This window comes from Micromonospora sp. NPDC007271, assembly GCF_040634005.1.
In the GTDB taxonomy this organism is placed as follows: Bacteria; Actinomycetota; Actinomycetes; order Mycobacteriales; family Micromonosporaceae; genus Micromonospora.
Map to the genome: position 1 here is coordinate 56,849 of NZ_JBEYER010000021.1, position 24,440 is coordinate 81,288.

Below are 24,440 nucleotides of genomic sequence, written 5' to 3' on the forward strand. Positions count from 1 at the left end.
GACTACTTTCCTCCAGAGGGCCAGATTCGACGCAGGCGGGCAAGGAGCCGGCGGGGGGTCACCGGCGTGATCGCGACGATCACCTGGCCCTTGTGGTTGGTGGTGGGCGTGACGAGGTGGAACCGGACACCACGCCGGGCCAGCAGGCGAGGCGCGGAGACCCGGCGGGCCGTCCGCAGCGGCGCCGTGCCGGTGCCGCCCGCCGCGGTCACCTCGGCCCGTACCGCCCGACGTTCCCCGTTCGCGGGGACGGCCGCGAGCAGCCGGTCCACCGCGAAGTCCGTCCGTACGACGGTACCCGGGCCGCCGGGAGCGACGGTCGTCACGCCCGTCAGCTCCCCGACGCTGACCCGGATCGCCTCGGCGGTCAGCTCCGCCCAGCGGCTCTGCGCGGTGACCACCAGCGCCCGGGCCCCGGCGGCGTCCCGCCCCCAGGCCAGCCCGGTCGCGGTCAACCGGGCCAGCATCGTGGCGGCCTGGTCGGTCACGTCGTACCACTCGTCAGGGTAGCCGAGCGACGGGTCACGGAAGCCGACGTAGCGGACGTACCAGCGCTCGCCCTCGATGCTGACCTCGGGCCACGTCTTGTCGGCCTGCTGCCCGATCAGCTCCCGCAACCGACCCAGGTCGGCGTCGCGGGCGACCGCCAGCCGCAGCCGCAGGTCGGGCGCCATCCGGGCCAGGATGCCGTCGGTGAGGTACGCCTCGGCGAGCTTGCGGATCCGGTCGTGGACCTGTCGTTGGACGTCCGTGTCGAGGTCGAGGAACTCCGCCCGGAGCAGCTTCGCCACCTCCCAGCTGAAGTGGCGCAGCAGGACGGCGTCGCGCCGCGGGCCCGGCTCGATCAGCGCGGCGACGAAGCCGACCAGCTCCTCGGCGCAGCGCAGCCGCTCCTCGAACCGGCTGGCGTAGGTGATGTTCTGCGCGTTGTCCCGCTTGACCGCGTAGTAGTACTCGTAGTCGCCGAGCACGGAGATCTTCTTCGCCCGCAGGCACGCCTCCAGCGTGAACGGCTGGTCGCTGCCCATCGGCATGTCGGTGCGGAACCGCAGCCCGTGGCGCTCGATCAGATCCCGGCGGAACAGCTTGGTGTTCGACAGCGACCAGGGCAGCTCGCTGTCGAAGAGGTCGACCCGCTCCGCCGTGCTGGCGTAGACGGCCTGGTGCACGTAGCGCTTGTTGGTGCCGACCATGCGGCCGAGCACCACGTCGGAGTCCCAACGGTCGGCGGCGTCCACCAGTCGCTCCAGCGCCTCTGAGCCGAGGTGATCATCGGAGCCGATGAAGAAGACGTACCGGCCACGTGCCTCGTCCAGGGCGCGGTTGCTCGGCGCCGCCGGGCCACCCGAGTTGGGCTGGTGCAGCACCCGGACCGTGCCCGGGTAGCGCTCGGCGTACCGGTCCAGCTCGGCGCCGCTGCCGTCGGTGGAGCCGTCGTCGACCGCGACGACCTCCAGCCGGTCCCGCCCGATGGTCTGCCCGACCAGGGATTCCAGGCAGGTGGTCAGGTAGGGCATGGTGTTGTAGACGGCGACGATCACCGTCACGTCCGGCTGGCGCTCGCTCATGCCCCCACCCCCACTGAGGTCGGCGTCACGTCGGAGGTCCGGTCGCCGGCCGGGCGGGCCGGCGCGTCGGGCAGCAGCCGGGAGTAGACCCCGTCCAGCACCTCCGCCTGCGCCTCCCAGGTCCAGCCGGCCAGCAGCCCGGGCCGGTCGTACGCGGCGCGGTAGCGCGCCGGGTCGGCGAGCACCGCGGTGACCGCCCGGACGAAGTCCGGCACGTCCTCGGCCGTGAAGACCTCGCCCTGCCCGGTCTCCCGGACAGTCTCGGCCATGGTCCGCACATCGGAGACGACCAGCGGCAGGCGGGCGTGTGAATACTCGAAGAACTTGGTGATCAGGGCGATCTCGTGGTTCGGCCAGTGCTGGATCGGGATGACGCCGACCTGCGCGCCGGAGAGGAACCGCACCACCTGGTGGTGCGGCACGTACGGCAGCAGGTGCACCCGCTCGGCCACGCCCAGCTCACCGGCGCGCCGGACCAGGCCCTGGACGTATGCGGACTCCGGCTTGTTGACCACGAACGCGACGTGCGCCCCGGGCAGCCGCGGCAGCGCCTCGACCATCACCCCCAGGCCGCGCTTGGCCGCCGCCACGCCGCTGTAGACCAGCAGCGGGGTCGCCGGGCCGATCCCGCACAGCGCGCGGATGTCCGGCACCGGCTCGGCCGGGTCGGCCGGCAGCTCCGCCAGCGCGGGGGCGTTGAGCACCACGGCCGGGCGCTCGGCCAGCCCGTGCTCGCGTCGCAGCAGGTCGGCCAGGCCGCCCGAGACGGTCATCGCGGCGTCCGCGTACGGCACGTACGCCCGCTCGTGGGCGACGTTGCCGGGCAGCCAGCGGGCATTGTCCCGCCACGGCTGCACCCCGGGGAGGTACTCGTGGGCGTCCCACACCAGGGCGATCCGCCGGCCCCGGGCGGCGGCCCGGATCTTGGCGCGCGCGCCGACCCCGATCATCCGGAAGTCGTTGGCGTGGATCAGGTCCGGCTCCAGCTCGTCCACCACCGGGCCGTACGCGAGCTCGAAGTCCCACAGGCCCGGCTCCAGCCGCCGCCAGGCGCCGTCGCCGCGCAGCTTCTGCCAGAACAGCGTGTACGCGCGGTCCCACGGGCCGTCCAGCTTGCGGCCCTTGCGGGCCCGGGTCAGCTGCCGGTTGCGGAAGCCCACCCACCTGCGGGTCAGGCCGGCGAGCTTCTCCTCGGCCCGCAGCATGTTCCAGGCGAGACCGCCGGGGCGCCCGGCGCCGGACTCCCGGGCCGCGACGGTCAGCGCCGCCCGGCGGACGGCGAGGTCGGCCCGCCACGCCTTGATCGCCTGGGTACGGTGCGCCGCGATGCCGGTGGGCGGGTAGGCGAGCGGCCGGCGCAGCCAGGCGCGACGGAACTCGTGCCGGCGCCGGGTCAGCGGATCCGGCATGGGGATGAGGCGGACCTCCGCGCCCCCGAGCCGCCAACTCTGCGGCTGCCCGACCGGCGCGCGTCCGAGAAGGATGACGTCCCAGCCTGCCTCGGCCGCCGAGCGGGCTGCCTTCTGCACCCGGGAGTCACCGACGACCCCGTTGTCCACCAGCATGACGACCCGTCCCCGGGTGCCCGCCGCTGCGATCGTGCCGTCAGATCCCATTCCTCGCCCGTCTCCGTCTCGAGCCAGCACCGCGACCGCGGACCCGAGCGAGTCTACGACAACGGATCCGGCGCACCGCGCGTCCGCCGCCGGTGTTCCGCGTCCCGGTGCGCCGATTGCTACCCTGCATGCGGTTCGACGGCCGTGGCCGCGACAGGTCCGGCAGCGGGACCGGCACCGGGCCGCCCGACAGACCGGCGAGCCCGTCGGATCACCCCAGCTGGACGCGGACAGGATCGCAGGATGGACGTGGTGACGACCGACGAGCCGGGCCGAGCGACGGCGGCTGCCCCGCCCGGCCCGGACGCCGCAGCCGCCCGCCCCGGGGCCCGGCTGCGGGCCGCCACCCGGCAGGCCTTGCCGGCGCTGCTCACCTACGCGGCGATCCGGCTGACCGGGGTGCTGACCGTCTACGTCTGGGCCCGCGCGATCGGCATGTCACCGGTGCGCGAGCTGACCCGGTCCGACGGAGCCTGGTATCTGGGCATCGCCCAGCACGGCTACGACGGGTACGAGAAGGTCCAGAGCAACATGGCCTTCTTCCCGCTCTACCCCGGTCTCCTCGCCGCCATGGACCGGGTCCTGCCGGTCGGTCCGCGCGCCGCCGGGCTGCTTGTGGCGTGGGCGGCCGGTCTCGCGGCCGCCTGGGCGCTGTACGCGGTCGGCGCGTACCTGCACGACCGGCGTACCGGCATCCTGCTGGCCGCGCTCTGGGCCACGCTGCCGCACGCCGTGGTCGAGTCGATGAGCTACAGCGAGACGCTGTTCACCGCGCTGGCCGCCTGGTCGCTGTACGCGCTGCTGCGTCGCCGCTGGCTCACCACCGGGGTGCTCTGCCTCCTCGCCGGCCTGACCCGGCCGACCGCCTCGGCGCTGATCCCGGTGGTCGGGCTGGCCGCGCTGGTGGCGATCGTCCGGCGTCGGGACGGCTGGCGGCCGTGGGTCGCCCTGCTGCTCGCCCCCGCCGGCTGGCTGGCCTACCTGGCCTGGGTTGGCGTGCGGACCGGCCGACCGGACGGGTGGTTCCACATCCAGTCGGCGGGCTGGGGCACCCGCTTCGACTTCGGCGTCTACACCATCGAGCGGGCCGGAGAGGTGCTGGGTACGCCGGTGGCCCTGCCCCTGATCGTGGTCACCGTGGTGGCGCTGCTCGCGATCATGTTCTTCGTGCTGAGCCTGCTCGACCGCCAGCCCTGGCAACTTCTGCTCTACAGCGGGCTGTTGCTGGTCACCACGCTCGGGGCCGCCGGCTACTACCACTCCAAGGCCCGGTTCCTGCTGCCCGCCTTCCCGTTGCTGCTGCCGGCGGCCGTGGCGCTGGCCCGGGCCGGGTGGGCCCGGGCGGTCACCGTGCTGGTGACCCTGGCGGTGTTCTCCGCGTACTTCGGCGGGCACCTGCTGCTGATCTGGACAAAGTCGCCCTGACCGGTCAGCGGGTCCAGGACCGCACGTCCCAGACCCACACGTCGTCGACCCGCTGACCCGGGCCGAACATCGTGTCCAGCACCGTCTTCAGGTCGTCGTGGTGTCGGGCCCGGTCGGGCAGCGCCACGGCGTCCGCCTTCCAGTACCGGACATCGGCCCGCGCCTGCTCGATCTCGGCCGGGCTCACCGTCGCGGGCCGCTCGCCGGCGGAGACGGCGGTGAGCAGCGTCGCGGTCGGCTGCGGCTCGACGCCCCAGCGGCCGGTGGCGTCGGTGTCCGAGACCGGCCCAAGGAAGTAGCCGCTGGGCACGGCGAAGCCGGCCAGCGCGGCGGAACTCCAGTAGAGCGAGGTCATGCCGTCCACCGGCACCGGCACCAGGGTGCGGCCCGGCGCCACGTGCTCGCGCCACGCGCCGCCGGTGACGAAGTCGGGCACGGGCACCCGGCCGCGGGCCTCCAGCGGGGTGGGCAGGATGGGCAGCAACGCGGCGAACACCGCCACCGCGGCCAGCCGGGGCACCAGCCGCCCCTCCCCCGCGCCGGCGACCCCGACCGCGGCGAGCCGGTTGCCGGCGACCGCGAGCAGGACACCGAGCGCCACGGTCGTGATCAGCGCGAACCGGGCGGCCACCACCGAGTCGAACACCGGCAGCTCGGTCACCAGCGCGAACGGCGCCGGCACGGCGGTGCGCCGGGTGCCCACCGTCCAGGTGGTGCCGATCGAGAAGACCGCGGAGATCGCGGCCACCACGGCGAGCACCCGGACGATGATCTCGCGGCGCAGCCACCAGCACGCGGCCAGCGCCAGCACCACCACCGACCACCCGTAGAAGCTGGCCTGCTCGGTGGTGTTCGGGCCCCAGCGCAGCGCGCTGGTGGGGCTGCCGGCCACCGACTCGGTGGCGTAGCGCACGAACGAGCCGAGCGTCAGCGCGTAGACGTCGGGATTGCCGGGGTGCCCGACCCGGTGCTGGGGCCCGGCGAACTGCATCCACAGCGGGTACGCCGCGGCGGCCCCCACCAGCACCCCGGTGATCGCCAGCCCGCCGACCAGCGGGCGGGCCCGGCGCAGCGCCTCGCGCGGCCGGCAGACCAGGTAGCCGAGGACCATCATCAGGCAGCCGAGCGCGGCCAGGAAGAGGATCTCCAGGCTGATGAAGAACTGCGCCACCACGAGGGCGCCCAGTACCAGGCCGTCCCGCACCGGACGGCCGTCGCGGGCCAGCCGGACGACCCGCCACACGATGAACGGCACCAGCCACTGGGCGGTGATGTGCGGGTGGCCGTTGCTGTGCGAGACGAGAGCGGGCGCGAAGGCGCAGAACAGGCCGCCGCCGAAGGCCGCGACCCGGGACGACACCACGTGCCGGGAGAGCACGTGGTACCAGGCGTACCCGGTGCCGGCCAGGTTGAGGGTGATGAACAGCAGGTACGAGAACGACGCCCCGAAGAGCAGGGTGATCGGCGCCAGCACGAGTCCGGGCAGCTGCATCCCGACGTTCGTCATCAGGTTGACCCCGTTCGGGGCGTTCTGCAGCGTGGTGAAGAAGGGGTTCTCGAGGTGGCTGACGGCGTGCGCCGCGTACGCCAGCATCCACTCGTTGAAGCCCTGGTCGTTGGGGCGGGTGCCGAGCAGCCGGCCGCCGTGGTCCAGCCAACCGCGGCCGGTCACCCACAGCGCGCCGGCCAGGTACACGGCGGCGACCAGCAGGTCCGGGCGGATCCGCTGCCAGCGCGAGGTCTGCGCCTCGGCCGCCGGCGTGCCGGCCACTGCGCCGGTCCGGGTTTCGTCCGACGCCCCGGGCCGGCCCGGGGCGTCGACGACGGCGGTTTCGGTCACCGCGTCCGGGTCAGCGGACGTGCGGCTACGGATCTCGGGCCCCGAGGCGGTCATGGCGCCGTAGTGTACGCAAGCGGCACGGAACCTCCCGGCCAGGCTCAGCACAACGGCAAAGGGGGCGGACGGCGGACGGGCCAGTGAACGGACGAGGAAGACCAGCCGTCGATCCGGCGAACGTTCCGGACCCGGTGCCCGGCCTGCCGCCGGTGCGGGCGGTGCAGCGGCTCCGCCACAACCACCCGGGCCCAGCGCGGAGACCCGGCGGTCCGGCACGGTCGGTTAGGGTTGTGCGTTGTGTCCCGTAAAACGCTGCTCGTCGTCGTCCGACCCCCGGCGGCGCCGATGACCGGAAGCTTCCGCCAGCGTTCGGCGCCGGAGCATCCCGGCGGCGACCACGTGCGTCGTCCGGCGCCGGCCGGGGCACTACTATTCCAAGGGCCGTCGCCCGCCCTCCGGGCAACCGCGGCCAGCAAGGACGTCTTCGAGGCGTCGGTGGGCGTAGCCGTCCGCCGTGGTCGTCCCCGTGCCCGTCAGGGCCCGGCGCCCGACAGCTCAGCAGCCGTTCCGGCCGGGGCCGCTCCCGGTCGGTCGAGGTGAGCACCGTCTCCGGCCCCTGCCGCAGGCGGCAGCGCCAGGTCCGTCCGTCGTCCGGTCACCGATACCGAGGAGTCAGGTAGTGAAGGTCGTCAGCATCGTCGGCGCCCGACCGCAGTTGGTGAAGCTGGCACCCATCGCGGCGGCGTTCGCCGAGGACGGGTGCGAGCACGTGATCGTGCACACCGGGCAGCACTACGACGCCGACCTGTCCGACGTCTTCTTCTCCGGCCTCGGCATCCCCGACCCGGACGTGCACTTGGGCATCGGCTCCGGCACCCACGGCGTGCAGACCGGGAACACCCTGGCCGCGCTGGACCCGGTGCTCGCCGCCGGGCGGCCCGACTGGGTCCTCGTCTACGGCGACACCAACTCCACCCTGGCGGGGACGCTGTCGGCGGTGAAACAGCACCTGCCGGTGGCCCACCTGGAGGCCGGGCTGCGCTCGTTCAACCGGCGGATGCCGGAGGAGCACAACCGGGTGCTCACCGACCACGCCGCCGACCTGCTACTCGCGCCCACCGACGAGGCGATGCGGCACCTCGCCACGGAGGGCCTGGCCGCCCGGTCGGTCCTGGTGGGCGACGTGATGGTGGACGTCTGCCTGCGGGTGCGCGACGACGTGACCCGCGGCGGCCAGCCCCGGCCGGCCCTACCCGAGGGGATCGACCCGGACGCGCCGTACCTGCTGGCCACCCTGCACCGCGCGGAGAACACGGACGACCCGGAGCGGCTCGCGGCGCTGCTCGACGCGCTGGCCGACCTGCCGGTGCCGGTCGCGCTGCTGGCCCATCCGCGGCTGCTCGCCCGGGCCGAGGCGTACGGGCTGAAGCTGTCCCGCGAGGCCCTGCACGTCGGTCGTCCGCTGCCTTACGCCGGCATGGTGGCGGCGGTGCTCGGCTCCGTCGGAGTGGTCACCGACTCGGGCGGCCTGCAGAAGGAGGCGTACCTCCTGGATCGCCCGTGCACCACGCTGCGCACCGAGACGGAGTGGGTGGAGACGCTCGAGGGCGGGTGGAACGTGCTGGTGCCGGATCCGCGCGAGCTGGGCGCGCAGTGGACGACCACCGCGACCCGTCCCGCCCCGGACGCGCCCCGCGGCACCCCCTACGGCGACGGCCGGGCGGCCCACCGGGTCGCCGAGACGCTGCGACGGCACCTGGCATGACGGCGCGTCCCCTCCTCACGATCGGTCACTTGTGATGAGCAATCGAGTTGTCCCACTCCCCCGGTCCGGCGGCGGGCAGCGGCCGCACGCCATCTACCTGGCCATCGGCTTCCCGCCTGCGGCGAAGAGCAGCGCCTACCGGCTGCGCGAGACGGCGAACCAGTTCGTCGCCCTAGGCTGGGACATCACCGTCATCACCATCTGTCAGGAAGCCTGGGAGCGGGAGTACGGCCTGGACCACACCCTCTCAGAGAAGGTCGACCCGCGGGTCAAGGTGGTCGAGCTGCCGCTGATCCGGCAGGACCTGGAGACCGACATCCGGGCCTTCTCCGAGGAGCGCTCGCTCGACCCGGCGGGCTGGATCAAACGGCTGCGGCAGCGGGAGCAGAAGGTCTTCCCCGAGCCGGTCTTCGGCGGCTGGCGGTACGAGCTGGAGAACGCCGTGCTGCGGCTGCACCGGGAGCGCCAGGCCGACCTGCTGCTCGCCTCCTGCGCCCCGTACGTGAACCTGGCCGCCGCATGGAAGCTCTGGGAGGAGCACAAGGTCCCCTACGCGGTCGACTTCCGGGACGGCTGGTCGCTGGACGTGATCGGCGGCGGCGAGGCCTTCACCCGGGACTCGGTCTCCGGCCGGTGGGAGTCCAAGGTGCTCGAGCAGGCGACAGCCGTCTGGTGCGTCAACGACCCGATCGCCGACTTTTACCGGGAGCGCTACCCGCACCTCGCGGAGCGGGTGCACGTCGTGCGCAACGGCTACGACGAGGACAGCCTCCCCGACGTCACCGGCCGCTCGCCCGACCCGGACGCTGGGCTGACCTTCGGCTACCTCGGTTCGGTCAACTTCACGCCGGCGTTCCTCGAGTCGGTGCTCGAGGGCTGGCGGATCGCGCGGCGGAACGACCCGTTGGTGGCCCGCTCCCGGTTCGAGGTGCGGGGCCACATCGGCGCCGGGCCGGCGCGGGAGGCCAACCGGCACATGGACCTGCTCAAGGAGGCCGCGGTCGACGGCGTCAGCTTCGGCGGCCCGGTGCCGAAGGCGGAGCTGGCGGCCACCTACGGCTCGTGGGACGCACTGGTCCTGATGCTGGTCGGCGGTCGCTTCGTCACCTCCGGCAAGGTGTACGAGTTCATGGCCACCGGCCTGCCCGTGCTCTCCGCCCACGACGTCGCCCACGACGCGACGAACGTCCTGGCCGGACATCCACTCTGGACCGGCGCGGTCGGCCTGGACCCACACCGCCTCGCCGACACCTTCTCGGAGGCCGCCCGGATGGCCGTCAAGGCGACCGACGCGGACCGGGCCGCCGCGCGCGAGCTGGCCCGCCGCTTCGCCCGGCCGGCCGTGCTCGCGCCGGCCGTCCGGCACCTCACCGAGCTCGTCCGCCCGGCCGGTCGTCCCGCCCCGGCCGCGACCGCTTCGACGGGAGATGTCCAACCGTGACCACCGTGCTCATCGTGGCCAGTGCCGCTCCGAAGCAGCCCGCCGTCCTGGTCGAGGCGCTGGAGCGCTTCCGCAGCCGGGGTGCCACCGTCACCGTGGCCTGCTTCTTCGACAGCGCGGAGCTGCCGATCGACCCGGCGCTGGCGGAGGTCCGTACCTTCGCCGTACCCGCTGAGAAGCGGGACGCCCGGTTCCGCAAGGCGCTCGGACGGGCGCAGGCCAACCGGAAGCCGTGGCTGCACGCGCGGCACAACGCCTGGCTGCGGCAGCGATACCGGAAGGCCGACCTGCTGGTGGCCCTCGACGCCCGCGCGGTGCACACGGTGTGGGAGATGGCGCAGCGCAACACCCGGGCCGGCGCCTGCTATGGGCTCGTACCCGCACAGCGGGCGCTGGACTCGGCCCGGAGCGAGTCGGTGGGCAAGCGCCTAGAGCGGCAGGTGGCCGCGGCCGCCGGTATCGGTGCCCGGGGCGCCAAGCGGGCGGCGGTGCAGACCGCCCGGACCACGTTCCGGAAAGCCACCGGTCAGACGGTGATGAGCAACCCGGCCGGTGCCTGGTTCTGGACCCGCGCCGTGGCAGCGCCCCGGGTCCCGGACCGATTCCGCAGCAAGCTCGCCGTCCGGCTGCACGACAGCGCGGTACGCGCCGGCCGCCCGGCCGTTGCCGCCCGCGCCGCCTCCGCCGCCGTGAACCGGATCAGCAGCGCCCGTACCCGCGCGGACGTGCTGACCAAGGCGGCGCAGTCCGAGCTGGCCCTCGGCCACGTCCCGACCGGCCTGCACGAGGCGATCGAGGCCCAGTTGGTGCTGGCGGACAGCCTGCTGCCCAAGAACGCCACGCAGGCCGCCGCAGCGGTTTCCAAGGCCTGGAGCCTGGCCTCCAACCGGGTGCTGCACTTCGACCGGCTCACGTCGCCGATGAGCGAGGACCCGGACGCGTTCCTGGCGCCGTTCCGGGCCAGCGCGGCAGCGCGGAAGCTGTCCGGGCCGCGGGGCCGGCTTGCCCCGGCCGCCCCGGCGCCCACCGACCGGCCGCTGCGCCTGCTTGTCACCACGCTGATCAACGACAACTTCCTGCCGGAGATCCTGGAGCGTTACCGGGCGATGCCGAACGTGGAGGTCCGCTTCCTGGATCTCTACGAGGACCCGGTGACGCGCCCGCTGGCGCTCAGCGGCAGCGCCGTGATGGAGCACCTGCTGGCGGGCGAGTCGTCGTACGGCGCCAAGATCGAGGAGTGGCTGCGGCCGCATCTGGACTGGGCGGACACCATCTTCGTCGACTGGTGCCAGGCCACGGCGGCGCTGTTCACCCTGCACGACCCGGGCACCGCCCGGATCATCGTCCGGCTGCACAGCTTCGAGGCGTTCAACTTCTGGCCGCACCTGGTGGACTTCTCCCGGGTCGACGACGTCGTCTTCGTCTCCGAGCACCTGCGGGACCTGTCCACGGCGGTGCTGCCGCAGCTCGCTGAGGCGGGCGGCCCCCGCCTCTGGGTCGTCGACAACGCGATGGACCTGCAGCGCTACCCCCGGGCGAAGTCCGCCGACGCCCGCTTCACCCTGGGCATGGTCGGATTCAGCTCGGTAGCCAAGGATCCGCGCTGGGCGATCGAGGTGCTCCGGAAGCTGCGCGAGCGGGACGAGCGGTATCGCCTGACCCTGATCGGCAGCGACTTCAACAACCGCACCAGCAAGCCGGCGAAGGACTACGGCAAGCTGCTCAGCAAGGACCTCACCGAGCTGGAGCCGCTCGGCGCGGTGCGCCGGTACGGGCAGACCGACGACGTCCCGGCCGCGCTCGAGGAGGTCGGCGTCATCCTCAGCACCTCGGTGCGGGAGAGCTTCCACTGCGGCCTGGTGGAGGGTGCGGCCAGCGGGGCGGTGCCGGTGGTGCGGGACTGGCCGTTCTTCGCCGGTAAGCCGCATGGCGCCCGGACCCTCTTCCCCGCCGACTGGCTGGTCGGCACGCCGGAGGAGGCGGCGGAGCGGATCCTGGCCGCCACCGCCACCGAGGAGCGGTGGCGGGAGACCGGCCGGGCCGCGTCCGAGCACGCGCTGAAGACCTGGGACTGGTCGGTCACCCAGTCCGGCTACGACCGGCTGCTGCTGGACGACTGAGCCGTCCGGCGCGATCCCGCGCACGATGAAAGGGCCCGGCCGATCGGCCGGGCCCTTTCATCGTCGTACCGCCGGTCAGCGGACCGGCACGGCGGACCGCTGCGCGGGGACGGCCGGGGCGGTGCCCGACGACGTCTGCGCCTTCGGGTGCTCCGGCAGCAGGCGGGTGTAGACCTCGTCCATCACCCCTGCCTGCGCCTCCCAGGTCCACTGGTCCAGCACGCCCGGCCGGTCGTACGCCGACCGGTATCCCTGCGGGTCGGCCAGCACCGCGCGGACGGCCCGCAGGTAGTCGTCCAGGTCCTCGGCCCGGAAGACCTCACCCTGGCCCGTGGCCTGCGTCGCCTCGGCCATGGTCTTGACGTCGCTCACCACCATCGGCAGCCGGCCGTGCGCGTACTCGAAGAACTTGGTGATCAGCGCCAGCTCGTGGTTCGGCTTGTGGTGGATCGGGATGACACCGAGGTCGGCGGGGGCCACGAAGGCGGACACCTGCCAGTGCGGCACGTACGGCAGCAGGTGCACCCGGTCGGCCACGCCCAGCTCGGCGGCGAGTTTCTCCAGCTCGTACATGATCGGCACCTTGCCGTTGGGGTGCACCGACACGAGCGCGACGTGCGCGTCCGGCAGCCGGGTAAGGCCCCGGATCATGATGTCCACGCCGCGCGAGGGGTTGATCCCACCACAGTAGACCAGCAGCGGCGTCGCCGCGTCGATGCCGCAGAGCGCCCGGATGTCCGGCACCGGCAGGGCGCGCTGCTCCGGAGTGAGCGCGGCGGGCGGGGCGTTCAACACCACCGCCGGCTGCTCGGGCAGGTCGTGCGTCTCGCGCAGCAGGTCGGCCAGGGTCGAGGAGACGGTGATGACGGCGTCGGCGTAGGGCGCGTGCTCGCGCACGTACGCGATCTGGGCGGGCAGCCAGCGCAGGTTCGTGGGCCGTCCGATGATGCCCGGCACGAACTCGTGGGCGTCCCAGACCAGCTTGACGTCGCGTCCGCCCGCCCGGGCCCGCATCACGGCCCGCGCGCCCACGCCGAGCATCCGGAAGTCGTGGGCGTGGATGAGGTCCGGCTGCAACTCGTCGACGACCGGGGCGAAGGCCAGCTCGAAGTCCCACAGCTCCGGGTCGAGGCGGCGCCAGGCCCGATCGCCGTGCAGGCCCTGCCAGAACCGCAGGGCCGCCCGGTCGAACCAGGCGTTCGGGTCCTGCTGCCGCGCCTGGAGGCGCTTCAGTTCCGCGGAGCGGAGCTTGACCCACTGGAACATCGCCTTGTTGACGAAGTACGGCGCGGCCAGCCGGGCCTTGCCGGCCAGTTCCGCCCAGCGCGGCCCGCCCTTGCTCCGGGCGACCTTGATCTCGGAGAGCCGGAAGTTGAGGTCGTCCCGCCGGGCCTTGAGCTTGTTCAGCTTCCGCTTCGACTCCGGCCCCGGCTTGTACGCCAACGGGCGACGCAGCAGCGCGCGGCGGTAGGTGACCGGGTGCGGGATCCGCCGCGGCACCCTGATCAGCCGGACCTCCGCGTCGCCGATCCGCCAGGTCTCCTCGGTGGCGGCACCCTTCAGGATGCCGACCAGGATCACCTCCCACCCGGCCTCGGCGGCGGACCGGGCCGCCTTCTGCACCCGGGAGTCGCCGTGGACCCCGTTGTCGACCAGCATCACCACCCGCCCCCGGGTCGGTCGGGCGTCGGTACGCACGTCAGCCTGCATCTGGTGCTTTCTCCTCGTTGACGGGTGTTGGGCGGGCGGACCGGGTTCCCGGGTGGTCGTCGGCGGACGACCGGCGACCGGTCACCGGAGGAACGCGTCGAAGACGGCGGCGGTGCGTCTGCCGTCGTGATGTTCTCGGACGTAATCTGGCCCGGCCGCGGCCAGCGCGATCGCCGCACGACGGTCGTCGAGCAGCGACTCGATCGCCTTGGCCAGGGTGGCGGGCGTCGCGGTGGTGATCGGGGGCTGGACGCCGACAACCTGGTGCACGCTCTCGCTGAGGTATGCCACGACCACCTTCCCGGCGGCCATCGCCTCACAGGAGAAGGTGCCGTAGCTGCCGATCACGAGCTGGTCGACGACGATGTCGGCCTCCTGCACCAGGCGGCGCATCTCGTGGTACGGCAGCCCCTCCACCAGTCGCAGTTCGATCATTCGTCGGTCGTGCAGGTCCTGCAACTGGGGCAGCAGCCGATCGGTGCCCTTGGTCCAGCGGTTCGACGGGGCGTGCAGCAGCACCGGGCGGGGCCGCTCCAGCACCGGGCGGTCGCAGGTCCACGCGTCGACGTCGACCACCAGCGGCGCCCACGTGGCGAAGGGCACGTCGTCCAGCAGGTCGGGGGTGGTCACGAAGAGCGGCAGGCCGCTCTCCTGCGCGGTACGCCGGTTGCGCTCGGCCACCACCGTGAGCCGGTCCCGCAGCTCCACGGGGGCGTCCCGGAAGGCCGACTCGGCGTGCCGGTCCAGGTGGGCGCCCGGGTGGCGGATCTCGCTGCCGTGCGCCAGCAACGCCACCTTGATCCGGGCCCGGCCCAGCGCGGGCAGGTCGGCCGCGATGTCTTCACCGTTGAGCCGGCCGAGCACGGGCCGGAAGGCGTCGACGATCAGGTGGGTGTACCCGCCGAGCACCCGGCGCGTCTGCCACAGTTGCACGTCGAGCTGGTGCTCGGCCGGGAAGTGCAGGTAACGGTCCGCCGGGTAGCGGTACGAGGTCGGTGGCTTGGCGACCACCAGCTCGATGCCGACGTCCGGCCGGGCGGCGCTGATCGCGGCCGCCATGGCGGAGAGCTGACCGGCGTAGTTGGCGGTGCCCATGCCCAGCCGCACCGGCCCGGCGCCCAGCGGCCGCCAGCCGCCGGGTGTGCCGGCCTCGACCGGGGGTACGGCCGTCGGCTGGGGCTCCCCCGCCACGTCCGCCGGCGGCGGGGCGGGTTCCCGCGCCCGCTCGACGGCCTTCGCGAACGAGGGCACCGACCCGGGGGCGAAGAATTCCGCGGTGCCGTGCCGGGCGAGGTGCTCACGCACCGCTCGCGCGTTGCCCGCCACGATCGGCAGCCCGGCCGCCCGGTACGCGTCGAGGACGGCCGCCACCAGCGGTCGATCGTCCCGGACGGCCGCGAAGCCGAACACGGCGAGGTCCGCCGAGGCGAGGAACGCGGGCGTGAGCCGCCGGGGGCGGGGCACCTCGTGCACCCGGGCGCCGGCCTTGCCGGCCCGGCGCACCAGCTCCCGCACCGCGGCCTGCTCGCCCTCGGCGCGGACCAGCGCGAGGTGCCAGGCCGGCAACCGGGACAGGGCGTCGATGATGCCGCCGAGTGCCCGGTCGTCCGCGACCCCGCCGGCATGCACCAGCAGCGGTGTGGTGGCGGGCAGCTCACAGAACTCGCGTACCGAGGCGGGTGCCCAGGGCCGCCCGCCAGCGGCGGCCCGGCGGAGCGCGACGCGCCACCGGGGAATCCGCCGCTTCACCGCGGAGACCGTCCGCCGGACCGGCGCCGGGCTCATCGCAGTGCCGGCTCCGTGTCGCTCCCGGCGGGCGCGACGGAGACGACCTTGCCGTCGGACGCGGACTCGAGGAGCCCGGCGGCCACCTGCACGGTCCGCAGACCCTGTCGCAGGGTGACGATGTCGCTCTGCTTACCCTCGACCGCGTCGCGGAACCGCTCGTGCTCGACGAGCAGCGGCTCGCGCTTCGGGATCGCGTAGCGGACCATGTCGCCCTCGGCCACTCCGCGGAACGCGCGCAGCGCCTCCCACTCCGTGTCGATGGCGGCGTTGGCGTAGAAGGTGAGGTCGGCGGTGAGCGTGTCGGCCACGAAGCAACCCTTGTCACCGGTCACCACGGTGGACCGCTCCTTGAGGGGGCTCAGCCAGTTGACCAGGTGGTTGACCATCGTGCCGTCGGAGAGCTGGCCGACCACGGCGACCATGTCCTCGTGCAGCCGGCCGCTGCGGGAGACCGTCCGGGCGGCCACCGAGGCGTACTCCCGGCCGGTCACCCAGGCGGTGAGGTCGATGTCGTGGGTGGCCAGGTCCATCACCACGCCGACGTCGGCGATCCGGTGCGGGAACGGGCCCTGGCGCCGGGTGACGACCTGGAAGACCTCGCCCAGCTCGCCGGCCTCCAGCCGGGTACGCAGGCTCTGCAGCGCCGGGTTGTAGCGCTCGATGTGGCCGACGCCGGCGACCAGCCCGGCGGACTCGAACGCCTCGACCAGGCGGGTGGCCGCCTCGACGGACTGGGCCAGCGGCTTCTCGATCAGCGCGCTCACCCCGTTGGCGGCCAGCTCCAGGCCGATCGGCTCGTGCAGCGCGGTCGGGCAGGCGACCACGGCGTAGTCGACGCCCATCGCCAGCAGGTCACCCAGCTCGGGGACCACCGGGGCGCGGAGCGTGCCGGTGACGTCGCCGGCCGGGTCGACGACGCCGACCAGCTCGACACCGTCCAGGTTGGACAGCACGCGGGCGTGGTTACGCCCCATCGCGCCCAGGCCGATCAGGCCGGCACGCAGCTTCCGTCCTCCGCTCCTGCCGTCGCTCATCGGGCACCCCCGGCGAGGTTCGCGCCCTCGGCGATCCGGTCGAGGTCGGCCTGGCTCAGCGACGGGTGCACCGGCAGGGAGATGACCTCGGCCGCGGCCCGCTCGGTCTGCGGCAGCTCCCACGGACCCGGCGTGCCGTCCTCGGTGAGGTACGGCTTGAGCCGGTGGATCGGGGTCGGGTAGTAGACGGCGTTGCCGATGCCCAGCTCGGTGAGGCGGGCCATGGCGGCGTCCCGGTTGCCCGTCACCCGGACCGTGTACTGGTGGTAGACGTGCTTGGCGCCGTCGGCCACCGGCGGGGTCACCATGCCGGTGATGGCGGAGTCGAGGAACTTTGCGTTCGCCCGGCGCTGCTCGGTCCACTCGGCGAGCTGGGTGAGCTGCACCCGGCCGATGGCGGCGGCCACGTCGGTCATCCGCATGTTGGCGCCGACGATCTCGTTGGCGTACCGCTGCTCCATGCCCTGGTTGCGCAGCAGGCGCAGGGTCCGGGCCAGCTCGGGGTCGGCGGTGGTGACCATGCCGCCCTCCAGGGCGTGCATGTTCTTCGTCGGGTAGAAGCTGAAGCAGCCGGCGGTGCCGAAGGCGCCGACCGGGGTGTCGTGCAGGGTGGCGCTGTGGGCCTGGGCCGCGTCCTCGACGACGGCCAGGCCGTGCCGCTCGGCGATGGCCATGATCTGGTCCATCGCGGCCGGGTGACCGTACAGGTGCACCGGCATGACGGCGACGGTCCGCGGGGTGACCGCGGCGGCGACCGCCTCCGGGTCGACGCAGAAGCTGCCCGGCTCGATGTCCACGAAGACCGGCTCGGCGCCGACCAGCCGGACCGCGTTCGCGGTGGCCGCGAACGAGAACGACGGCACGATGACCTCGTCGCCCGGCCCGAAGCCGAGCGCCATCATGGTGAGCTGCAGCGCGGAGGTGCCGGAGTTGACGGCCACGCACTGCCGGCCGGCGACCAGCTCGCCGAACTCCTCCTCGAACGCCGCGACTTCCGGGCCCTGCACGACCCGGCCGCTCCGCAGCACCCGGACAGCCGCCTCGATCTCGGCCTCACCGATGATCGGTCGGGCTGGGGGGATGAACTCTGGGTGCGGCCCAACCATGGGGCTTCCTCCTGTCGACACGATGCTCTGTTTGGGGGGATCGGGGGTCGGGGCGATGGTAGTCGTATTCACGAGAAACAACCCGCTCGTAACGAATGTCCGACCAATTGTGTCCTGATGTTCATCATCGAGGTCGGACCGCGGACGACGGCACCCGGGGGGTCACACTTCCACCTCGTCGCGGACAGGCCTCACGCATGCTACTCGCAGCGCGGCGACGATCGCGGACGCCAGCCGGGGCACCTCCTCGGCACCCAGCGGAGCTCGGGAAATGGCCATCCGCCAGTAGACCGGGCCGACGATCAGGTCGACCGCCGCCCGCCGGTCGGCGTCCGGCGGCAGTTCCCCGCGCTCGACCGCCCGGCCGATCAGGATCCGCCCGACGGCCTGCTGGTAGTCGTCGAGGGCCTGCTGGAGCTTCTCGGCGATCTGCGGCGTGCGGGCGGCCTCCGCGAGCAGGTCGGGGATGATCTGCGAGGCCAGGCGGTGTTGCAGCGCCCGGGCCAGCACGTGCAGCAGGATCTCCAGGTCGCCGAGGAGGCTGCCGGTGTCCAGCAGGGGCAGGTTGCGCCCCGCCACCGCGGAGACCATGTCCAGCACCAGGTCGAGTTTCGAACGCCAACGGCGATAGATTGCCGTCTTGCTGACCCCGGCCCGCCGGGCCACCGCCTCGATTGAGAGGCGGCCATACCCGACCTCGGCCAACTCCTGCATGACGGCGGCCCGGATGGCCGTGGTGATCTCCCCGCGCAGCACCGCCGCGCCGGCCGGGGCACGCCTCTTCTCGGTCGTCACGTGGGACAATGTAGCGCAACGACGGTACGGTTGCGTCCCGACGTGTTTTGGACTACCTTCCACGCAGCAGCGAGGCCCCTTCCCACCCGGGCACGCTCAATCTCCAGCACCGCGTCTCACAACCCCACTGCTCCCCATCGGCACGAAAGATCGGAGCGCCTGACCATGGCCAACACCGCGGTGGCCGACCCCGAATCCGGGCTGACCCGCGCCCAGCTCGCCGAGCGGTACGGGCTGCGGATCGCCGGCGAACGCCCGGCCCTGCCCGACTATGCCCGCCGGCTGTGGGCGTACCGGCACTTCATGACCGCGTACTCGCGGGCAAAGGTCGCCTCGTCGTTCAGTCAGACCCAGCTCGGCCAGCTGTGGCAGGTGCTGACCCCACTCACCAACGCGGCGGTCTACTACCTGATCTTCGGCGTCATCATCGGGACGAGCCGGGGGAACATTCCGAACTTCATCGCCTACCTCTGCACGGGTGTGTTCATTTTCATGTTCACCCAGAGCGCGGCGCTGCAGGGCACCAGCTCGATCACCGGCAACCTGGGCCTGATCCGGGCCCTGCAGTTCCCCCGGGCCGCGCTGCCGATCACCGTCACGCTGGTGCAGCTGCAGCAGCTGCTCATGTCGATGGTGGTGCTGGCGGCGATCGTGCTGCTGACCGGCGAGCCGCTGACCTTCCGCTGGTTGCTGATCGTGCCCATGCTGGCGCTCCAGACGGTCTTCAACATCGGGTTGACCATGGTGATGGCCCGGCTCGGCTCGAAGATCACCGACCTCAAGCAGGTCATGCCGTTCGTGCTGCGGACCTGGCTGTACGCCTCCGGCGTGCTCTACCCGGTGACCCTGTTCCGGGATCACCTGCCGCACTGGGCGGCCACCCTGCTGGAGTGGAACCCGCCGCTGATCTTCATCGAGCTGGCCCGGTATTCGCTGCTGGACTCCAACCAGGCGCATCTGGTGACCTCGCCGACGCGGCTGTGGTTCATGGCGCTGTTCTGGGCCGTCGTCATGGGCCTGGGCGGGTTCGTCTACTTCTGGCGCGGAGAGAAGGAGTACGGCCGTGGCTGAGCAGACCCAACCGGCGGTGAGCACCGCCGTCGCGGACACCGAGCGGATCCCCACCGTCGTGGTGGACGACGTGCACGTGATCTACCGGATCCACAAGGGTGCCACCGGCGGCACCAGCCCGGTCTCCGCCCTCAAGCGCATCGTGTCCCGGACCAGCGCGCCCAACATCCGCGAGGTGCACGCGGTCAAGGGCGTGAGCTTCACCGCGTACCAGGGTGAGGCGGTCGGGCTGATCGGCAGCAACGGCTCCGGCAAGTCGACCCTGCTGCGGGCCATCGCCGGCCTGCTCCCGCCCGCCCGCGGCGCGGTCTACACCAAGGGTCAGCCGTCGCTGCTCGGCGTGAACGCGGCCCTGCTCAACGACCTCTCCGGCGAGCGCAACGTGGTGCTCGGGTGCCTGGCCATGGGCATGCCGCCCGAGGAGGTCCGGCGGCTGGCTCCGGAGATCATCGAGTTCTCCGGGATCAACGAGCGGGGCGACTTCGCCTCGCTGCCGATGCGCACCTACTCCTCCGGCATGGGCGCCCGGCTGCGTTTCGCCATCGCCGCGGCCAAGAAGCACGACGTGCTGCTCATCGACGAGGCCCTGGCGACCGGCGACCGCAAGTTCCGGGCCCGCAGCGAGCAGCGGGTGCGCGAACTGCGCGAGAGCGCCGGCACGGTGTTCCTGGTCAGCCACTCCATCAGCTCGATCCGGGACACCTGCGAGCGGACCATCTGGCTGGAGGGCGGCGTCCTGAAGATGGACGGCCCCACCGACGAGGTCTGCGCCGCGTACGAGAACCAGAAGTAGCCGGCCGGAGCGCACCGCCCGGGTCCGCCCGGTCGGTGCGCTCTGTCGTACGCGTTAATGTTTATCCCGACCCCGGCAAAATTCGTCACCCGGTCACCGGGGCGTAAACCCCCCATCCCGCAGAGTGAGGAACGGCAATGACGCAGGACCGCACCACCGCACCGGACGCCGCGCCGGAGAGCCCGGCACCCTGGCGCCCCGCGCGGACGGTGGCTGTGATCCTCGCCGGGGGGACCGGGACGCGCCTCGGGCTGGGCATCCCGAAGCAGCTGTTGAAGATCGCCGGCAAGCCGATCATCGAGCACACCCTGGCGGTCTTCGAGGCCGCTCCGGAGATCGACGAGATCATCGTGCTGATGGCCGCCGGGCACCTGGCGGAGGCCCGGCGGATCGTCGCCAACGCCGGCTTCCGCAAGGTCAGCAAGGTGATCGAGGGCGGCGACACCCGCAACGCCACCACCCGCATCGCGCTGGACGCGATCGGCGACGGCGACGTCAACATCCTCTTCCACGACGCGGTCCGCCCGCTGGTCAGCGCCCGGGTCGTGCGCGAGTGCGTGAACGCCCTGTGGACGTACTCGGCGGTGGACGTGGCCATCCCGTCGGCCGACACGATCATCCAGGTCGACGAGCGCGACTGCATCACCGACATCCCGGTCCGCGCCACCCTGCGCCGGGGCCAGACCCCGCAGGCGTTCCGGTCCGGCACCATCCGGGAGGCGTACCGGCGGGCCGAGGGCGACCCCGACTTCGCCGCCACCGACGACTGCGGCGTGGTGCTGCGCTACCTGCCCGGCACGCCGATCAAGGTGATCGAGGGATCGGACGAGAACATCAAGGTCACCCACCCGGTCGACGTGCACCTGGCGGACAAGCTCTTCCAGCTCGCCGCCGCCCAGGCGCCCAGGGTGGCCGACCACCGCAGCTACGTCGAGGAGCTGACCGGACGGACCATCGTGGTCTTCGGCGGCAGCTACGGCATCGGCCACGACCTGACCGAGCTGGCCCGCGGCTACGGCGCCCAGGTGTTCCCGTTCAGCCGCTCCACCACCGGCACCCACGTGGAGCGGGCCGAGGACGTGGCCGCCGCGCTGAGGACCGCCTTCGAGGCGACCGGCCGGATCGACCACGTGGTGGTCACCGCCGGCATCCTGGAGCGGGGCGCCCTCGCGGAGATGGACGAGGAGACGATCGACCGGCTCCTGCACGTCAACTTCGTCGGCCCGGTCGCGGTCGCCCGGCAGTCGCTGCCGTACCTGCAGCAGACCAAGGGCCAGCTGCTGCTCTACACGTCCAGCTCGTACACCCGGGGCCGGGCCCGCTACGCGCTCTACTCGGCCACCAAGGCCGCGCTGGTCAACCTGACCCAGGCGCTCGCCGACGAGTGGGCCGAGTTCGGCGTACGGGTCAACTGCGTGAACCCGGAGCGCACCGCCACCCCCATGCGGACCCGGGCGTTCGGCGAGGAGCCGGAGCACACCCTGCTCTCCGCCGAGGCCGTCGCGCAGGCCTCGCTGGACGTGCTCGTCTCCGACCTGACCGGCCAGGTCATCGACGTCCGCCGGGCACCCGGCGAGCCCGCCACGGCGCCCGCGCAGCCCGGCGCGCACCCGTCCGACGACGGCTCCGGGTCGCGGCGCGACGCCGGACGCGCCGAGCTGGAGTTGCCGCAGCAGCTGCCCACCGGCGTCGACGCCTGACCGGCCGATCAGCGGGACGGGACGATCCAGATGCGCGGTGACCTGGTCCGGAAGCTGCTCGCCCGGGTGCTGACCACCGGGCTGGCGGTGCTGGCCTTCCTCGTGGTGGCGCTCACCGGGGCGACCGGCTGGGGGTTGGCGATCGCGGTCGCCGCCCTCGCCGCCGCCGGGTGGGAGCGCCGGGTCCGGCCGAGTGCGGACGGCGTCGCCGAGTCGGTGCTGGTCGCCGCCGGAATCCTGGTCGGCTACGCCCGCCGGCTCGACTCCGGCTTCGACCCGGCGCTGGTCGCCACCGCGCTGGTGCTGCTCGGCCTGGTGCTGCTGGTGGGGCCGCTACGCGACGCCGGCGCGCTGGAGATCCGGGCGGCCAACCTTCCGGTACGCACCTGGGCCCCGGTGATCGCCGCCCGGCTCGGCGACGCGCTGCTGGCGCTGCTCGCCCTGGTGGCGGTGGCCGCCGGCCTCGCCCTGCCGGCCTGGGTGGCGCTGGCCGCCGCCCTGCTGGTCGGGGCCGGCTGCGGCGCGCTCGGGCTCGACCTGGCCCGGCGCCGGTTCCGGCCGCCGGCCGGGGGCGGCCCGGTGGGCCGGGCGCTGCGCCGGCACCAGCCCGAGTTCGTGCTCCACTTCTCCGCCCCGCCCGGGTCGGAGTACCAGGTCACCATGTGGCTGCCGTACCTGGAGCGGATCGGCCGCCCGTTCGTGGTCCTGCTGCGGGAGCCGGGGTTCCTGCCCACCATCGCCGCCGCGACCCGCGCCCCCGTGGTCTTCTGCCCGACGATCAAGGCCATGGACGAGGCGCTGGTGCCGAGCGTGCGGGCGGCCTTCTACGTCAACCACGGCGCGAAGAACAGCCACTGCATCCGCTTCTCGCAGCTGACCCACGTGCAGCTGCACCACGGCGACAGCGACAAGGCACCCAGCGCCAACCCGGTCTCGGCGATCTTCGACAAGATCTTCGTGGCCGGCCAGGCGGCGATCGACCGGTACGCCCGGGCCGGCGTGGAGATCCCCGCCGAGAAGTTCGTCGTGGTCGGCCGGCCCCAGGTGGAGGCGATCGAGGTACGCCGGGAGCCGGCCCACGGCGTGACGAACCCGACCGTGCTCTACACCCCCACCTGGACGGGGCACCACGCCGACGCGAACTACTGCTCGCTGCCGGTGGCCGAGACGATGCTCCGGCGACTGCTGGACCGGGGCGCCACGGTGATCCTGCGGGCCCACCCGTACACCGCGCAGAACCCGGCCTCGGCCCGGCAGCTGGCCCGGCTCACCGAGCTGCTGGCGGCGGACCGGGCGAGGACCGGTCGGGCGCACCTGTGGGGGGCGGCGGCCAGCCGGGAGCTGACCCTGACCGAGTGCGTCAACCGCGCCGACGCGCTGATCTCGGACGTCTCCGGGGTCATCTCCGACTGGCTCTACTCCGGCAAGCCGTACGCGGTCACCGACATGCGCGCCGACGGCGAGCACTTCGTCGAGCGGTTCCCCCTCGCCGGCTCCGGTTACGTGCTGTGCCGGGACATGTCCAACGTGGACCTGGTGCTGACCGAGCTGCTGGACACCGACCCGAAGGCGGCCGCCCGCTGGGCCACCCGCACCCGCTACCTGGGCGACTTCCCCGCCGAGTCGTACGCCGAGGCATTCCTCGACGCCGCCCGCCAGCAGGTCGAACCGGGCTGGCACCCGCCGACCCCACGCCCCGTCGGCGCCGTCGCCGGGGACGCTCCGCCGCTGCACCCCACCGCCTGACCCATCCCACCTCCCCCAAGCGGCGGCGCCGGCCTGGCCCCTGCTCAGCAACGGCTCCACCGGGCCCAACGTCACCACCGCTCAGTACCTGCTCCGCCACCGCGGTTACAGCCGCCCGCGGTCGTGATGTCGTCGCCCTGCCTGCGGGGCGGCGACGTCACGGCCGGTCGGGCGCCGCGAACGGCGCGAGCAGATCGAGGACGGCGGCGGGGTCCTCGAGGTGCGCGTTGTGGCCCAGCCCCGGCAGCGTGACGACCGGCACGCCCAGCTCCTTGAGCTGCGCGTCGGTCACCATCGGGTCCTGCTCGCCCCGGGCCAGCAGCACCGGCACGTCGGTCGCGGCGAGCAGGGCGGGCAGCCGGGGCTCCCCCACCGCGAACGCGGCCGGGTCCATGGCCAGCCGCCAGCGGCCGTCCTCGCGGCGCAGGCCGGCGTCCACCACCGGGTGGTCGGGGGCGAAGAGCCCGGCGAGCCGGGCGACCCGCAGGTACCGGCGGGCCGCCTCGTCCCGGCCGGCGAACCAGGTCACCGGCCGTTCGGCCAACTCGCGGGCCTTGTCCAGCTCGGCCGGCGACCAGGCGACCTTGATCCCCAGCCCGATCACCGCGTCGACCGGCAGCCGCCGCGACCGTGCGGCCAGCGCCAGCGCCACCACCCCGCCGAGCGAGTGCCCGAGGATCACCAGCCGGTCCCGGGGGCCGAGCCGCCCGGCCGCCGGGCCGAGGCCCGCCGCCACCCGGTCCGCGAGGGCCTCGAAGGAGTACGCCGGCAGCGGCGGCGACCAGCCGTGACCGGCCAGGTCGGGGGCGAGCCAGCGCCCCGCCCAGCGGCGTTCCAGCAGCGGCGCCCAGGGCAGCCAGACCTCGCCGGTCCAGCTCGGCACCACCACCCTGACCTTCCGCGTGGACGGCTGACCAGCGTTGCC

General features: G+C 73.2%; 17 protein-coding genes. 8 read left to right on the forward strand and 9 right to left on the reverse strand.

Going from position 1 to position 24,440, the window contains the following annotated elements; all coding sequences use genetic code 11:
• Positions 1 to 2: 2 nt before the first annotated feature.
• Both ABZ570_RS10605 and ABZ570_RS10610 read right to left on the reverse strand, forming a co-directional pair.
• Positions 3 to 1,568 (reverse strand): glycosyltransferase, encoded by a 1,566-nt coding sequence (locus ABZ570_RS10605; RefSeq protein WP_358060101.1) that lies wholly within the window; start codon positions 1,566 to 1,568, stop codon positions 3 to 5.
• Entirely contained in the window at positions 1,565 to 3,184 is a 1,620-nt protein-coding gene (locus ABZ570_RS10610; protein WP_358060104.1) for a glycosyltransferase family 4 protein, read from the reverse strand. The genes ABZ570_RS10605 and ABZ570_RS10610 overlap by 4 nt, the downstream gene beginning before the upstream one ends.
• Positions 3,185 to 3,427: 243 nt before the next feature.
• Here ABZ570_RS10610 and ABZ570_RS10615 point away from each other — a divergent pair, with 243 nt between their 5' ends.
• A complete protein-coding gene (locus ABZ570_RS10615) occupies positions 3,428 to 4,609 on the forward strand; it encodes a hypothetical protein (protein WP_358060107.1) in 1,182 nt (393 codons plus the stop codon).
• Positions 4,610 to 4,613: 4 nt separating this feature from the next.
• On the opposite strand, the gene ABZ570_RS10620 is transcribed toward ABZ570_RS10615, so the two are convergent.
• Positions 4,614 to 6,503 (reverse strand): hypothetical protein, encoded by a 1,890-nt coding sequence (locus tag ABZ570_RS10620; protein ID WP_358060110.1) that lies wholly within the window; start codon positions 6,501 to 6,503, stop codon positions 4,614 to 4,616.
• A gap of 622 nt (positions 6,504 to 7,125) precedes the next feature.
• On the opposite strand from ABZ570_RS10620, the gene wecB reads away from it, so the two are divergent.
• The 3 genes from wecB to ABZ570_RS10635 are packed head-to-tail and all read left to right on the forward strand — an operon-like array spanning position 7,126 to position 11,772.
• Positions 7,126 to 8,211 carry a UDP-N-acetylglucosamine 2-epimerase (non-hydrolyzing) gene (wecB, locus tag ABZ570_RS10625; RefSeq protein ID WP_358060113.1) on the forward strand — a complete coding sequence of 362 codons (1,086 nt, stop codon included), beginning with the start codon at positions 7,126 to 7,128 and terminating at the stop codon, positions 8,209 to 8,211.
• A gap of 34 nt (positions 8,212 to 8,245) precedes the next feature.
• Positions 8,246 to 9,652, forward strand: coding sequence for a glycosyltransferase (locus tag ABZ570_RS10630; RefSeq protein WP_358060116.1), 1,407 nt, complete (start codon positions 8,246 to 8,248; stop codon positions 9,650 to 9,652).
• The gene (locus ABZ570_RS10635) at positions 9,649 to 11,772 is read left to right on the forward strand and encodes a glycosyltransferase family 1 protein (protein ID WP_358060119.1); all 2,124 of its coding nucleotides are present in this window, start codon (positions 9,649 to 9,651) and stop codon (positions 11,770 to 11,772) included. The genes ABZ570_RS10630 and ABZ570_RS10635 overlap by 4 nt, the downstream gene beginning before the upstream one ends.
• A 75-nt stretch (positions 11,773 to 11,847) precedes the next feature.
• Here ABZ570_RS10635 and ABZ570_RS10640 read toward each other — a convergent pair whose 3' ends face one another.
• From ABZ570_RS10640 to ABZ570_RS10660, 5 genes are all read right to left on the reverse strand, one after another.
• Positions 11,848 to 13,482, reverse strand: coding sequence for a glycosyltransferase family 4 protein (locus tag ABZ570_RS10640; RefSeq protein ID WP_358060122.1), 1,635 nt, complete (start codon positions 13,480 to 13,482; stop codon positions 11,848 to 11,850).
• 81 nt (positions 13,483 to 13,563) lie between these two features.
• Positions 13,564 to 15,267: a glycosyl transferase family 1 gene (locus ABZ570_RS10645; RefSeq protein ID WP_358060125.1), complete on the reverse strand. Its 1,704-nt coding sequence runs from the start codon at positions 15,265 to 15,267 to the stop codon at positions 13,564 to 13,566.
• Complete coding sequence (locus ABZ570_RS10650; protein WP_358060128.1) at positions 15,264 to 16,304, reverse strand: Gfo/Idh/MocA family oxidoreductase; 1,041 nt, start codon at positions 16,302 to 16,304, stop codon at positions 15,264 to 15,266. The genes ABZ570_RS10645 and ABZ570_RS10650 overlap by 4 nt, the downstream gene beginning before the upstream one ends.
• A complete protein-coding gene (locus ABZ570_RS10655; protein WP_358060131.1) occupies positions 16,301 to 17,410 on the reverse strand; it encodes a DegT/DnrJ/EryC1/StrS family aminotransferase in 1,110 nt (369 codons plus the stop codon). The genes ABZ570_RS10650 and ABZ570_RS10655 overlap by 4 nt, the downstream gene beginning before the upstream one ends.
• A gap of 162 nt (positions 17,411 to 17,572) precedes the next feature.
• Entirely contained in the window at positions 17,573 to 18,205 is a 633-nt protein-coding gene (locus ABZ570_RS10660; protein ID WP_358060134.1) for a TetR/AcrR family transcriptional regulator, read from the reverse strand.
• A 165-nt stretch (positions 18,206 to 18,370) separates the two neighbouring features.
• Here ABZ570_RS10660 and ABZ570_RS10665 point away from each other — a divergent pair, with 165 nt between their 5' ends.
• The 4 genes from ABZ570_RS10665 (at position 18,371) to ABZ570_RS10680 (ending at position 23,515) form a co-directional block, all read left to right on the forward strand.
• Positions 18,371 to 19,276: an ABC transporter permease gene (locus ABZ570_RS10665; RefSeq protein WP_358060137.1), complete on the forward strand. Its 906-nt coding sequence runs from the start codon at positions 18,371 to 18,373 to the stop codon at positions 19,274 to 19,276.
• Positions 19,269 to 20,069 carry an ABC transporter ATP-binding protein gene (locus ABZ570_RS10670; protein ID WP_358060140.1) on the forward strand — a complete coding sequence of 267 codons (801 nt, stop codon included), beginning with the start codon at positions 19,269 to 19,271 and terminating at the stop codon, positions 20,067 to 20,069. Before ABZ570_RS10665 ends, ABZ570_RS10670 begins: the two co-directional genes overlap by 8 nt.
• Positions 20,070 to 20,206: 137 nt before the next feature.
• Complete coding sequence (locus ABZ570_RS10675; RefSeq protein WP_358060143.1) at positions 20,207 to 21,769, forward strand: bifunctional cytidylyltransferase/SDR family oxidoreductase; 1,563 nt, start codon at positions 20,207 to 20,209, stop codon at positions 21,767 to 21,769.
• A gap of 30 nt (positions 21,770 to 21,799) precedes the next feature.
• Positions 21,800 to 23,515, forward strand: coding sequence for a CDP-glycerol glycerophosphotransferase family protein (locus tag ABZ570_RS10680; RefSeq protein ID WP_358060146.1), 1,716 nt, complete (start codon positions 21,800 to 21,802; stop codon positions 23,513 to 23,515).
• Positions 23,516 to 23,672: 157 nt separating this feature from the next.
• Here the strand turns inward: ABZ570_RS10680 and ABZ570_RS10685 are convergent, their stop codons facing one another.
• Entirely contained in the window at positions 23,673 to 24,404 is a 732-nt protein-coding gene (locus ABZ570_RS10685; RefSeq protein WP_358060152.1) for an alpha/beta fold hydrolase, read from the reverse strand.
• Between the last annotated feature and the right edge of the window lie 36 nt (positions 24,405 to 24,440).